Raw genomic sequence first — 12,935 nt, forward strand, 5'->3', positions numbered from 1 at the left:
CATTAGCGGTCAGGCTTCCAGAATAACCGGCACGGCTTCTGCCAGCGAGATATCTCCATCCGGCCCTTCCGGGCCGGACAGTGCCGCCCGGTAGGCCAGCAACTCAACCCCCGCCGCCGCCGCCTCACGCAGCAGCTCGCCATAGGCGCTGTCGATATGGTCAGCCGGCCGAACGCTCTCGATGCCCGTGTGATTGACCACAAACAGCAAAACCGCACGATCGCCAGCCCTCGCCTGGGCCATCAATTCCCGCAAGTGCTTCTGGCCCCGGGTGGTCACGGCATCCGGAAAGTAACCCAAGCCGCTCTCACACAAGGTGACGTTTTTCACTTCGACCCAGGCATCGGCAAGGCTGCTGTGGCCAGACAGGTGCAGGTCAATCCGGCTTTTTTCCGCGCCGTACCGCACTTCCGCCCTGCAGGTACCATAGCCCGCCAACTCCGGGATACCGCCCAGTTCAATGGTTTCACGGGCCTGGGCGTTCGGCCGCGAGGTATTGATGCAGGCCACCTCCCCCGGCGCCGTTTCAACCAACTCCCAGGTGTATTTCAGTTTGCGCTTCGGATTATCACTGGTACTCAGCCAGACCCGAGCATCCGCCGGCTGGCACCCCAGCATGGAGCCGGTGTTCGGGCAATGGGCAACTACCTCACTGCCGTCCGATAACAGAATATCGGCCAAGAACCGCTTATAGCGCCGTATCAGACGGCCTTCGATCAGTGGTGCGGGCAACTTCATTTTGGTCTCCATGCAAAAGTAGGCATCACAAGGCTGGCACCCCTGTGACTAATCTGCTATTTTCCGCAAATTCCCGTTTCAGGACGAATGCTTTTTCCAGGGTACAACCGGCCGGTATTCGCTGGCCGCCGGAAATAAAGCGTTCTTGCGAAGTACAAACATGAGGCCGGGTTCAATGGCAACGACTGCAGAACAACCACGCGAACGTTTTACCAACTTCACCCCTTATGAAATGAAGAAGGGTGAAGATTACATGAGTGCTGAGATGCTGGAGCACTTCAAGAATCTGCTGCTGCAGTGGAAGCAGGAGCTGATGGAAGAAGTGGACCGCACAATGCACCACATGCAGGAAGACGCGGCAAATTACGCGGATCCCAGCGACCGTGCAACCCAGGAAGAGGAATTCAGCCTGGAACTGCGCACCCGTGACCGCGAGCGCAAGCTGATCAAGAAGATTGACCAGACCATCGACCGCATCGACAAGGACGACTACGGGTTCTGCGACCAGTGTGGCGTTGAAATCGGCATCCGCCGCCTTGAAGCACGCCCGACCGCAACACTGTGCATCGACTGCAAGACCCTCGCAGAAATCCGCGAGCGCCAGACTGGCATCTGATCTCACGCCTCTGAGTGTGTCGGCTCCTCAACCGGGGCCGGCATCCGTCTGCCATGACTGATTCCCACTATCGCGGCCGGTTTGCACCGTCCCCGACCGGGCCACTCCATTTCGGCTCGCTGGTCGCCGCCGTTGCCAGTTACCTGGAAGCCCGCAGCCGCGGTGGCACCTGGCTGGTGCGGATTGAGGACCTTGACCCCCTGAGGGAATCCCCGGAAGCCACCCAGCGAATACTGGCAAGCCTTGATGCCCACGGCCTGCGCTCCGACGAGCCGGTTCGCTTCCAGTCTGAACACCACGCCCACTACCACACACTGATCGACCAGCTGCTGGACCAGGGCCTGGCCTACCGCTGCACCTGTTCACGCAAACAACTTCGGGAACATGATGGCCGGCACCCACAACACTGCCGTGAAGGCCACACCAGGCTCGGGGACCAGCCGTTCGCTGTCCGTTTTCTTCTTCGGGACGAACAAAGCGAATGGCATGACCAGTTACTGGGCCCACAGATGCAACAGGTACGCGCCGAACTGGACGATCCGGTTATCCTGCGCAAGGAAGGTTTTTATGCTTACCAACTGGCGGTGGTGGCCGATGACATAGACCAGGGGATCACCCATGTGGTCCGGGGCTCTGACCTGCTGGACATGACGGCGCAGCAACAGCAGATCTACCGTGCCCTGGGAGCCAACCCGCCACACTGGATGCATATTCCGGTCGTCCTCAATGACGCCGGCCAGAAGCTCAGCAAGCAGAACCACGCCCCGGCACTGGACGACAGGATTGCAGAAGACAACCTGAAACAGGCCCTGGCGGCCCTTGGCCAGAACCAACGTTTGTTGGCAGGAGCATCAGACATCGGTACCCTGCTCGACCGGGCAGCAGCCAACTGGGCACCGGAGCGGATTCACCTGACAGCCCGGTGAACGACGTGTTATAAACCTTCCACAAACGACAGTGCGGATATCATGCCTGATGTATATCTACCGTCTGGTCTTCCTTCTGGTTCTGGCCATCTACATATTCTCGCCCAACATTCTTGACTGGTGGACGTCACCGGGGAATGCCTGGTACAGCCCCTATGTTATCTGGGCCGGCCTGATTGCCATTGGCTTCTGGCTGGAATGGCGACGGGACCCCAATGAGTTTTAGTGCACCCGGCCTGTTACTGGCCAGCCTGCTGTACCTGATCCTGCTGTTCGGCATCGCCTGGATCACCGAAAAGGGCGCGCTGCCCCGCAGTTGGGTCAGGCATCCGCTGGTCTACACCCTGAGCCTCGGCGTGTACGCTGGTATCTGGGCAGTCTATGCCGCAGTGGGTATGGCCGCAGAATCCGGCTTTGGCTTCCTGGCCTACTATCTGGGCATCAGTGGCGCCTTCCTGCTGGCACCGGTATTGCTCAACCCGGTCATGAGGATTGGCCGGGCCTACCAGCTCACCTCCCTGGCCGACCTGTTTGCCTACCGGTATCGAAGCCAGTGGGCGGGCACCCTGGTCACCATTTGTTCCGGTACCGCCATCCTGGCCCTGCTGAGCATGCAGATCCAGGCGGTATCAACGTCCGCCAGCCTGTTGGCACCCGACACATCACCCCGGCTGATCAGCGTGCTGTTCAGCATCATCGTGGTGCTGTTCGCCATGCTGTTCGGGACACGGCGCAGCCAGGGTTCGGAGAACCACCAGGGCCTGGTGCTGGCCATCGCCTTCGACTCCCTGGTCAAGCTGTTCTCCCTGCTGACCCTGGGCGGAGTGATCCTGTTCAGCGTGTTCGGTGGCATGGCAGGGCTGGAAACCTGGCTGGCAGACCAGAGCACGCCGGTCAGTACCATGACCATGAGCATCGATGACGGCAGTTGGCGGGCGCTGATGCTGATGTCGTTCGCTGGCGCCCTGGTGCTTCCCCACATGTACCACATGACTTTCAGCGAAAACCCGTCACCCAAGGCCCTGGCCAAAGCCAGCTGGGGCCTGCCTCTGTACCTGCTGCTGCTTGGCCTGCCAATTCCGCTGATTCTCTGGGGCGGCCAGGCGTTGACTGCCACCACAGGCCCGGATTTCTACGCCATCGGCACCGCCCAGGCCCTGGGCAGCCCGGCACTGACACTGATGATGTACATTGCCGGCCTGTCTGCCGCCAGCGGCCTGATGATCGTCAGCACCCTGGCCCTGGCGGGCATGGTATTGAACCACGCCGTACTTCCACTGCGGACGCCAAAAGACCACGGCGACATCTATCATTGGCTGAAATGGGTCAAGCGTCTGCTTATTGCCGCGATCATTTTTGCCGCGCTGCTGTTCCACGAAACCCTGGGCAAGAACCTGGACCTGTCGATCCTCGGCGCCATTTCACTGTCGGGTATGCTTCAGTTACTGCCGGGCGCCCTTGGGGTTATCTACTGGCCGGAAGGTAATCGTCGCGGCCTGATTGCCGGGCTGATCTCAGGCCTGGTGATCTGGGTGGTCACGCTGGTGCTGCCCTTCTCCCATACCGCCAACCTGCTGGATTTCATCGGGGCACCCCTGGTACCCGATTACAGCAACTGGCACATCTTCACCTTCGTCAGCCTCACGGTTAACGTGACCATCTTTACACTGATATCGGTACTGAGCAGCAGCACTGCCGAGGAAATCGGCGCGGCCCAGGCCTGCTCCCTGGGTGCGCTTTCCCGCCCCCAACGCAGAGAACTGCTGGCAACGTCGTCTGCCGATTTTATCCGCCAACTCGCCGTGCCGTTAGGGTTCGGTGTTGCACGACGGGAAGTGGAAAAGGCCCTCACCCAACTCAAGCTACCCAACGTGGAATATCGGCCTTACCAACTCCGGCGCCTGCGAGACCGCGTGGAGGTGAACCTTTCCGGGCTGCTGGGCCCCGCGGTTGCCCGCGACCTGGTCAAACGGCACCTTGGCTACAAGCCCATGGCCAGTGGCGGCACCGCCCAGGATATCCGTTATGTCGAACGGGCACTGGGGGACTACCAGAACCGCCTGACCGGGCTGGCGGGGGAACTGGACAACCTGCGCCGCCATTATCGGCAGACCCTGCAGAACCTGCCCATCCCCGCCTGCTCGGTGGGTGATGATGGCGAGATACTGATGTGGAACAACGCCATGGAGGAACTTACCGGCATTACCGCTGATGATGTGGTGGGTGCCCGGCTGATGGCTTTACCGGAGCACTGGCACCTGCTGCTGGATGATTTCAATATTGGCGAAGATCTTCACCGCTACAAGCACCGCCTCGACCTGAAGGGCCGGCCCCACTGGCTTAACCTGCACAAGGCGACGCTCAGCGGCCCCGACCACACCGAGGGCGGCAGCATTATCCTGGTGGAAGACCAGACCGAAACCCGCCTGCTGGAAGACGAACTGATGCACAGCGAGCGCCTGGCCTCCGTGGGCCGGCTGGCTGCCGGCGTAGCCCATGAGATCGGTAACCCGGTTACCGGCATTTCCTCTCTGGCGCAGAACCTGAAGCTGGAAACCGACGACCCGGACATCCTGTCCACCGCTGACCAGATCCAGCAACAGACACGGCGCATTTCCACCATCCTGCAGTCGCTGATGAATTTTGCCCGTACCGGCAACCATGCCCACGCCAATCGTTACGAGCCAGTGGACATACGCCGCTGCGTGGACGAATCCATCAATCTGCTGTCCCTCAGTGACAAAGGTATGGGTATTCATTACCGCAACGACTGCCCGGACGGCCTGCTGATCCTGGGGGATGAACAGCGGCTGGTACAGGTGTTTATCAACCTGCTGGCCAATGCCCGCGACGCCTCCCCCATTGGTGGAGAAGTCCGTATCAGTGGAAACCGTGACGGCTACTCCGCTATTATCGAGGTCACCGACGAAGGTTCCGGCATCCCGAAAGAACAGCTGGACCATATTTTCGAGCCTTTTTACACCACCAAGGCCCCCAACAAGGGAACCGGCCTGGGATTATCGCTGGTGTACAGCATCATTGAAGAGCACTACGGCAACATTCAGGTGGACAGTCCGGCTGATGCCGGCTCCGGCCGCGGAACCCGCGTGCGTATGAGGTTGCCGGCCTACGAGCCGGACACCGGAAACACCATCAGCCAGAACGAAGGGTCGTAAAACTGTTATGCCTCGCATTCTGATTGTAGAAGATGAAGAGATTATACGTTCAGCGGTTCGCAAGCTGCTTCAACATGCCGGCTATGAGGTCGCCGACGCCGGTTCGGTGGAGGAGGCCGAAGACAACCACGACCCCGGCGACTTTGACCTGATCATTTCCGACCTGCGGCTTCCGGGCGCACCGGGCACCGAGCTGATACGGCGCGCACCGGACACGCCAGTGCTGATCATGACCAGCTACGCCAGCCTCCGTTCCGCCGTGGACTCCATGAAGATGGGCGCCGTGGAATACATTGCCAAGCCGTTCGACCATGATGAAATGCTTGAGGCTGTGGAAGGCATCCTGGCCAGGACAACCCAGACCGCCGTTTCCGGCCCTGATACCATGGAGCGTGGTACCGCCAGTGATCCGGACAGCGACCCGGCCAGCATTATGTATGGCCATTGCGAAGCCATGCAGAAGGTTTTCACCCTGATCCGCAAAGTGGCGCCAACAGAAACCACCGTGCTGATCCAGGGCGAGTCCGGGACAGGTAAGGAGCTTGCCGCGCGCGCGCTCCACCTGATGAGCCCGCGAGCGACCCGCCCGTTAATCTCCGTGAACTGCGCCGCTATTCCCGAGAGCCTGATCGAGTCCGAGTTGTTCGGCCATGAGAAGGGGTCGTTTACCGGCGCGGTGTCAGCCCGTACCGGCCTGATTGAGGCGGCGGACGGTGGCAGCCTGTTTCTGGACGAAATCGGCGAACTGCCCGCTGAGGCCCAGGCGCGCCTACTGCGTGTACTCCAGGAGGGAGAGATTCGCAAAGTGGGCTCCACCCAGAGCCGCCAGGTAGACGTACGCATGATCGCCGCCACTCACCGCAATCTGAAGGCGATGACCCGAACCGGTGATTTCCGCGAAGACCTTTTTTACCGCCTGAACGTGATGCAGGTTCGCATACCGCCACTGCGGGAGCGGCAGGCGGACATCCTTGGCCTGGCCCAGCGCTTCCTGCAACGCCAGGGCGAAAAAATGGGTAAGCCCGGCCTGAACCTGACTCCGGAAGCCATGCGCACACTGGAACGGCACCGCTGGCCCGGTAACGTAAGGGAATTGGAGAACGCCATTGAGCGGGCGACCATCCTCTGTGACAACGACCTGATCACCCCCTCACTGCTGGACCTGGATGGTGAAGGTGGCGACGTCAATATTCCGGAAACCCTGGTGGACGGTAACAACGAACAGCCCCGTTCCCGGGAAGCGGAAGCCACCAGCGACCTGTCCCTCGAAGACTACTTTCAGCATTTCGTGCTGGAAAACCAGGACCGCATGAGCGAAACCGAGCTGGCCCAGAAGTTGGGCATCAGCCGCAAATCCCTGTGGGAACGCCGGCAGCGCCTGGGCATACCACGCAAGAAAAGCTCCGGGAACTGATGTGTTTCCGGTAATGCGCGCGGGGTGTTACCGGAAAAAGTGTGAATTTGCGCTCAGTTGTTACCCTGTGTTCCTGACGGTAACACCCAGGATCTAAAAAACGCGACCTCAGTAACACTTAAGTCTTACGACCGCCCCCGCAACAAGACCTAAAAATACTAACCTTCTGTTAATAAACAATTTTCAAAAACTGGCACACGGACTGCACTCTATAGGGCGCACAACAACAAAAACAACAGTGACGACGCAGCGCCAACAACAAGAACAAAAAGCTGTAGAAGACGTTCGGTAACAAAAACAAAAACAGAACGTGAGCGAACTGAGTGTTTTGGGTACTTTGCTTTTTAGTGGTCCCACGGCACGTGTGAGTTGTAGATGTAGAGAAGAATCGTCTTCCAGGCGGCACTGCATTTACCCAATGACTCGCCCGATGTCTCTGACTGCTCTATGTATTCAAAGCTTTCCGTTTGCGCTACTGAGGTCCCTGTATTTGGGGATTGACAGTGGGGTAGAAAAACGAAGAAAAATCCCGGTAAAAACAAAAACAATGCAGATCGTCAACGCTTTCAGGGCGGGTTCGTGCAAACGGATCCGCCTTTTGATTATCTGGCCCAACGGTTTTCCAACCCCGCCGTTTTCGCCTTTCCACCGGTTGTTTTCGTCAGCTTATGGCGCCAAACGTGTGCAAATCCCGCCTAAACCGTTAAACTCTCGCTTTTGCTCAGCGCAATAACGGAATTCAATGCTTAAACGACTATTGTCATACGTATCAGGAAACGGGAAGAAAAAAGCCCGTACCTATCAACGCCAGGAAATCCCTCGGGACCAGCACAACGTCTCCCGCTCGGCAATCAGCGAGCCGGCGAAAAAGGTACTCAGCCGGCTCAACAACGCCGGTTACGAAGCCTATCTGGTCGGCGGCGGCGTTCGCGACATCCTGCTTGGCGGCAAGCCCAAAGACTTCGACATCGCCACCGACGCCACCCCGGAAGAGGTGCATGGCCTGTTCCGCAATTCCAGGCTGATTGGCCGGCGCTTCCGCATCGTCCACGTGCTGTTCGGCCGCGAAGTCATCGAGGTCACCACCTTTCGTGGCAACGCTGCCGAAGCGGAAGACGATGACGACGATGATGATCGCAGGACCAGCGAGCATGGCCTGTTGCTGCGGGACAACGTCTACGGCAATCAGGAGGAAGACGCCCTGCGCCGGGACTTCACCGTTAACGCCCTTTACTACTGTATACGCGACTTCACAGTGGTGGATTTTGCCAACGGCATTGAAGACCTGAAAAACCGCCAGATGCGACTGATTGGCGACCCGGAAACCCGCTACCGGGAAGACCCCGTGCGAATGCTTCGCGCCGTGCGTTTCGCGGCCAAGCTGGGCTTCGATATTGAACCGGAAACCGAGGCCCCGATCCGGGAGCTTGCACCACTGCTGACACACATCCCGCCAGCCAGGCTGTTCGAGGAAGTGCTGAAACTGTTCTCCGCCGGTTATGGTGAAGCCACCTACGACCTGCTCAGCGAGTACAACCTGCTGGCGCCCCTGTTCCCGGAAACCGTACAGGCCATCAACAACGGCGAACCGGACGAGCTGATCCGCAAAGCCCTGCGCAACACCGATGCCCGCATCGCCCAGGGCAAATCGGTAACGCCTTATTTCCTGTTTGCAGCCATGCTCTGGCCCGCCCTACAGGCGGAATGGCGCAAACGCCAGGATAATGGCGAGCCGGTACAGCCGGCCCTGCACCTGGCCATTGCCAAGGTTATCAGCCGCCAGGTTCAGGCCACCTCTATTCCCAAACGCTTCTCCGGCCCCATGAAGGAAATCTGGGAACTGCAGATGCGCCTGCCCCGACGCCAGGGTAAGCGTGCCTTCGCGACCATGTCACACCCCCGCTTCCGGGCGGCCTATGACTTCCTGCTGGTACGGGAGGAATCCGGCGAAATCGAACCGGGGCTGGGCCAGTGGTGGACCGAGTTCCAGGAAGCGGATGAGCGTGGCCAGGAGCGCATGTTAACCCAGCTCGGCAGTGATGGCCCCAAGAAGCGTCGCCGCAAGAAACCGGCAAAAAAGGCCTGACCATGGCGGCCACGAATGCTTTCGTTGGGCTCGGCAGCAACCAGGCCGACCCTTCCGCGCAACTGGCTGGAGCTGTGGCCCGACTGGCGGCGCTGCCGAAAACAGAACTGGTGGCGCAATCCCCCTTCTACAGCAGCAAACCGGTTGGCCCACAGGACCAGCCCGATTTCGTAAACGGCGCGGCCTGGTTGCGCACGGAGCTCTCCGCCCTGGAACTGCTGGACCAACTGCAGGCCATTGAAAAAGCCCATGGCCGCGAGCGGGTACAGCACTGGGGACCAAGAACGCTGGACCTGGATCTGCTCCTGTATGGCAATGAAGCCATCTCCAGCGAACGCCTGACCGTTCCCCATGCGGAACTCGCCAACCGCGACTTTGTTTTGCAACCGCTTCTGGACCTTGAGCCCGGGCTGACACTGCCGGATGGCCGCACCGTTGCGCAACTGCGACAACAATGCCCGGATAACAACCTGAGAAAACTCAATCCGGTGGCGCGGGCGCCCTTCCCGCCCGGCTGAAACCAACGGCTCAGCGTGCGGCTATTGCCACGAACACACCCCCGGATTACCCTAAAGGCCTGAATGCCGGCACACCCCCCGGCCCGGTCTGGCCCATCCACCCACAAGGCAAGGATCCTATGGCTGTTACCATCAATACTCTGCGTGACTACAAGCAGAAGGGCGAAGCCTTCTCCGTTCTGACATCCTACGATGCCACCTTTGCTCAAATCGTCAGTGAAGCCGGCGTTGATGTCATCCTGATTGGCGACTCCCTCGGCATGGTACTTCAGGGGCACGACAGCACCCTGCCCGTCACCATGGACCAGATGGTGTACCACGTGTCGTCCGTGGCCAAGGGCAACCGCGGCTCGCTGATCATGGCGGACATGCCGTTCATGACCTATGGCACCACCGAAGCCGCCCTTGAGAACGCCGCCGAACTGATGCGCGCCGGGGCCCATATGGTCAAGCTGGAAGGCACCGACTGGATGAAAGACACCATCCATGCCCTCAGTGAGCGCGGCGTTCCCGTGTGTGCCCATCTGGGCCTGACCCCACAATTCGTCAACAAGTTTGGCGGCTACAAGGTACAGGGCCGGGATGAAAAGCACGCCGAGTTAATGATCGAACACGCGTGTGAACTGGTCGCCGCCGGAGCGGATGTCATTCTGCTGGAGTGCGTACCCGCGCCATTGGCAGCCCGTATCACCCAGGCCGTCCAGGCACCGGTGATTGGTATCGGCGCCGGTGCGGACACAGACGGTCAGGTGCTGGTTGTCCACGATATGCTGGGTATGACCACCGGCCGCAAACCGCGCTTCGTGAAGGACTTCCTGGCGGAGTCCGGTTCCGTCAAAGGTGCCATTGAAGCTTACGTGGCCGCCGTTCGCGACCGCTCATTCCCCGCCGAGGAGCATACGTTCAAGGCATGAGAACCGTACATACACTGAAAGAACTCCGTGCCATGCTTCGCAGCTATCGCCAGCAGGGCAAGCGCATAGGACTGGTGCCGACCATGGGCAACCTGCACGAGGGCCATATCTCACTGGTACGCAAGGCCCGGGAGGCCGCCGACATTGTCGTAACCAGTATCTTCGTGAACCCCATGCAATTTGGCGCTGCCGAAGACCTGGACACCTATCCACGCACATTGATTGAAGACCAGGAGCGCCTGGAAGCGGCAGGAAGCACCCTGGTGTTTGCCCCCTCCAATGATGAGATATACCCCGAGGGGCTGGCACGCCATACACGGATCGTCGTTCCAGAGGTCAGCGAGGGTCACTGCGGCGCCAGCCGGCCCGGGCACTTTGAGGGCGTAGCCACGGTTGTCACCAAACTGTTCAACATGGTCCACCCGGATATCGCAGTGTTTGGTGAAAAGGACTTCCAGCAGTTGGCGGTTATACGCAAGCTCGCACGCGACCTGATGATACCCGTGGAGGTAATTGGCGCCCCCACTGTTCGCGAAAAAGACGGCCTGGCCAAGAGTTCCCGCAACGGCTACCTGACGGAACAGCAGCGCGCCGTGGCCCCCGTCCTGTACCGCACGCTCCAGCAAACTGCCGAGCAGATCAGGCGGGGCCGCACCGACTTCCACACACTGGAAGCGGAAGCCAACAAGGCGCTGGCTGAAGCGGGCCTGCGCCCGGATTACTTCAACATCGCCAACAGCCTGACCCTGAAACCGGCCAACACCGACGATACCGAACTGACGCTGCTGGTGGCGGCCTTTCTGGGCACCACACGGCTGATCGACAACCTGTCTATCACACGCTAGACATCCACCCACTGACAGAAAGGATTCCATTATGTCCCAGGGCTCTGTTCCACTCACCAGCCGGCCCGAGTGGCAGGCGCTGACAAGCCATAAGACGGAACTGGAAAACACCCACATGCGGGACATGTTCCGTGATGACCCGAGCCGGGCCAGTCGTTTCTTTATCAGCGGCGGAGGCCTGTCACTGGACTATTCCCGCAACCGCATGACTGCCGACACCGTGACAAAGCTGATGGCGCTGGCCAGGGGTTGTGGTGTACCGGAGCGTATCGAAGCGATGTTTCGTGGCGACCACATCAACGTCACGGAAAAGCGTCCGGCGTTGCATGTCGCCCTTCGAGATACCAGTGGTGCCCCCCTTCATGTGGACGGCACCAATATTACGCCGGAAGTGGAAACCACACTGAACCGCATGGCGCAGTTCGTGGATGACGTGCTCAGCAAGCGATGGCAGGGCCATACCGGCAAGGCCTTTACCGATGTTGTCAGCATTGGCATTGGCGGTTCCTTCCTCGGCCCCAAACTGGTATCGGAAGCCCTGCGCCCCTACTGGCACGGCCAGTTGAACTGCCACTACGTGGCCAATATTGACGGCACCCAGATTGCCGAGGTACTGCGACGGGTAAACCCGGAGACCACCCTGTTCCTGATCCAGTCCAAATCCTTCCGCACCCAGGAAACCCTGGAGAACAGCAAGGTGGCCAGAGAATGGTTCCTGAACAACGGTGGCAGCCAGGACCAGGTCGCCAAGCACTTCGTGGCGGTGACCGCCAACACGCCGGAAGCGGTCAACTTCGGTATTGCCGAGGATAATATCTTCCCGATGTGGGATTGGGTTGGCGGGCGCTACTCGCTATGGTCTGCCATCGGCCTGCCTGTGGCACTGACTATCGGCATGGACAATTTCCGTGCCCTGCTGTCCGGCGCCAACGCCATGGACCAGCACTTCCGCAACACGCCGCTTGAACAGAACCTGCCGGCGGTGATGGCCATGCTGGGGCTCTGGTACAATAACTTCTGGGGCGCCGAGACTTATACCATTCTGCCCTACGACCATTACCTGCGCAGCCTGCCCGCACACCTGCAACAGCTGGATATGGAAAGTAACGGCAAAAGCGTCACCCAGGAGGGTGAACCACTGACCTATCAGAGTGGCCCGATAATCTGGGGCGGCGTGGGCGCCAACGGTCAGCACGCCTTCCACCAGTTACTGCACCAGGGCACCCGGCTGATTCCGGCGGACTTCATTATCCCCCTGGAAACCCACAACCAAGTAGCCAGCCACCACGTGACCCTGTTCGCCAACTGCCTGAGCCAGTCGCGGGCGCTGATGTCCGGCAAGAACCTGAACGAAGCAAAAGCCGAATTGAAAGCCGAAGGCATGAGCCCCGAGGAAATCGACAAGCTGGCGCCCCATAAGGTCATCCCCGGCAACAAGCCCAGCAATACCCTGCTGATGGACAAGTCGACACCGGAAACCGTAGGTGCCCTGATTGCGCTCTACGAGCACCGCACCTTCGTGCAGGGCATTATCTGGGACGTGGATTCGTTCGACCAGTGGGGCGTAGAGCTGGGTAAACAGATGGGTAAGGGCATCCTGGACCGTCTTACCGTAGACACCGCCGAAGGCTCCGAGCCCAGCGACAGCTCTACGGACAACCTGATCCGGCTGTTCCGTTCACACCACTCCTCCTGAGGAAAG

General features: G+C 59.7%; 11 protein-coding genes. 10 read left to right on the forward strand and 1 reads right to left on the reverse strand.

Annotation, left to right across the window (positions count from 1 at the left end; genetic code table 11):
• Positions 1-9: 9 nt before the first annotated feature.
• Positions 10-738 carry a DNA/RNA nuclease SfsA gene (sfsA, locus tag NLU14_RS06510; RefSeq protein WP_275705396.1) on the reverse strand — a complete coding sequence of 243 codons (729 nt, stop codon included), beginning with the start codon at positions 736-738 and terminating at the stop codon, positions 10-12.
• A gap of 175 nt (positions 739-913) precedes the next feature.
• On the opposite strand from sfsA, the gene dksA reads away from it, so the two are divergent.
• The 10 genes from dksA (at position 914) to pgi (ending at position 12,929) form a co-directional block, all read left to right on the forward strand.
• Positions 914-1,354 carry an RNA polymerase-binding protein DksA gene (gene dksA / locus NLU14_RS06515; protein WP_275705397.1) on the forward strand — a complete coding sequence of 147 codons (441 nt, stop codon included), beginning with the start codon at positions 914-916 and terminating at the stop codon, positions 1,352-1,354.
• 53 nt (positions 1,355-1,407) lie between these two features.
• A complete protein-coding gene (gluQRS, locus tag NLU14_RS06520) occupies positions 1,408-2,280 on the forward strand; it encodes a tRNA glutamyl-Q(34) synthetase GluQRS (protein ID WP_275705398.1) in 873 nt (290 codons plus the stop codon).
• A gap of 49 nt (positions 2,281-2,329) precedes the next feature.
• A complete protein-coding gene (locus tag NLU14_RS06525) occupies positions 2,330-2,506 on the forward strand; it encodes a hypothetical protein (protein ID WP_007153470.1) in 177 nt (58 codons plus the stop codon).
• Positions 2,496-5,456 carry an ATP-binding protein gene (locus tag NLU14_RS06530; protein WP_275705399.1) on the forward strand — a complete coding sequence of 987 codons (2,961 nt, stop codon included), beginning with the start codon at positions 2,496-2,498 and terminating at the stop codon, positions 5,454-5,456. The genes NLU14_RS06525 and NLU14_RS06530 overlap by 11 nt, the downstream gene beginning before the upstream one ends.
• 7 nt (positions 5,457-5,463) lie before the next feature.
• Positions 5,464-6,870 (forward strand): sigma-54-dependent transcriptional regulator, encoded by a 1,407-nt coding sequence (locus NLU14_RS06535; protein ID WP_275705400.1) that lies wholly within the window; start codon positions 5,464-5,466, stop codon positions 6,868-6,870.
• Positions 6,871-7,612: 742 nt separating this feature from the next.
• Complete coding sequence (pcnB, locus tag NLU14_RS06540; RefSeq protein WP_275705401.1) at positions 7,613-8,956, forward strand: polynucleotide adenylyltransferase PcnB; 1,344 nt, start codon at positions 7,613-7,615, stop codon at positions 8,954-8,956.
• A 2-nt stretch (positions 8,957-8,958) separates the two neighbouring features.
• The gene (gene folK / locus NLU14_RS06545; RefSeq protein WP_275705402.1) at positions 8,959-9,474 is read left to right on the forward strand and encodes a 2-amino-4-hydroxy-6-hydroxymethyldihydropteridine diphosphokinase; all 516 of its coding nucleotides are present in this window, start codon (positions 8,959-8,961) and stop codon (positions 9,472-9,474) included.
• Positions 9,475-9,593: 119 nt separating this feature from the next.
• The gene (gene panB, locus NLU14_RS06550) at positions 9,594-10,388 is read left to right on the forward strand and encodes a 3-methyl-2-oxobutanoate hydroxymethyltransferase (RefSeq protein ID WP_027830833.1); all 795 of its coding nucleotides are present in this window, start codon (positions 9,594-9,596) and stop codon (positions 10,386-10,388) included.
• On the forward strand, positions 10,385-11,233 hold the full coding sequence (panC, locus tag NLU14_RS06555) for a pantoate--beta-alanine ligase (RefSeq protein ID WP_275705403.1): 849 nt from the start codon (positions 10,385-10,387) through the stop codon (positions 11,231-11,233). The genes panB and panC overlap by 4 nt, the downstream gene beginning before the upstream one ends.
• Before the next feature lie 31 nt (positions 11,234-11,264).
• Positions 11,265-12,929 carry a glucose-6-phosphate isomerase gene (gene pgi, locus NLU14_RS06560; RefSeq protein ID WP_275705404.1) on the forward strand — a complete coding sequence of 555 codons (1,665 nt, stop codon included), beginning with the start codon at positions 11,265-11,267 and terminating at the stop codon, positions 12,927-12,929.
• Positions 12,930-12,935 lie beyond the last annotated feature (6 nt).

This window comes from Marinobacter iranensis, from assembly GCF_029207565.1.
Taxonomy (GTDB): domain Bacteria; phylum Pseudomonadota; class Gammaproteobacteria; order Pseudomonadales; family Oleiphilaceae; genus Marinobacter; species Marinobacter iranensis.

Bases quoted from the DNA above. Each gene is read 5' to 3' on its own strand.
- NLU14_RS06525 (WP_007153470.1), top strand. From the start codon at position 2,330: ATGTATATCTACCGTCTGGTCTTCCTTCTGGTTCTGGCCATCTACATA.
- panC (WP_275705403.1), top strand. From the start codon at position 10,385: ATGAGAACCGTACATACACTGAAAGAACTCCGTGCCATGCTTCGCAGC.
- dksA (WP_275705397.1), top strand. From the start codon at position 914: ATGGCAACGACTGCAGAACAACCACGCGAACGTTTTACCAACTTCACC.
- gluQRS (WP_275705398.1), top strand. From the start codon at position 1,408: ATGACTGATTCCCACTATCGCGGCCGGTTTGCACCGTCCCCGACCGGG.
- NLU14_RS06535 (WP_275705400.1), top strand. From the start codon at position 5,464: ATGCCTCGCATTCTGATTGTAGAAGATGAAGAGATTATACGTTCAGCG.
- folK (WP_275705402.1), top strand. From the start codon at position 8,959: ATGGCGGCCACGAATGCTTTCGTTGGGCTCGGCAGCAACCAGGCCGAC.
- NLU14_RS06530 (WP_275705399.1), top strand. From the start codon at position 2,496: ATGAGTTTTAGTGCACCCGGCCTGTTACTGGCCAGCCTGCTGTACCTG.
- pgi (WP_275705404.1), top strand. From the start codon at position 11,265: ATGTCCCAGGGCTCTGTTCCACTCACCAGCCGGCCCGAGTGGCAGGCG.
- sfsA (WP_275705396.1), bottom strand. From the start codon at position 738: ATGAAGTTGCCCGCACCACTGATCGAAGGCCGTCTGATACGGCGCTAT.
- panB (WP_027830833.1), top strand. From the start codon at position 9,594: ATGGCTGTTACCATCAATACTCTGCGTGACTACAAGCAGAAGGGCGAA.
- pcnB (WP_275705401.1), top strand. From the start codon at position 7,613: ATGCTTAAACGACTATTGTCATACGTATCAGGAAACGGGAAGAAAAAA.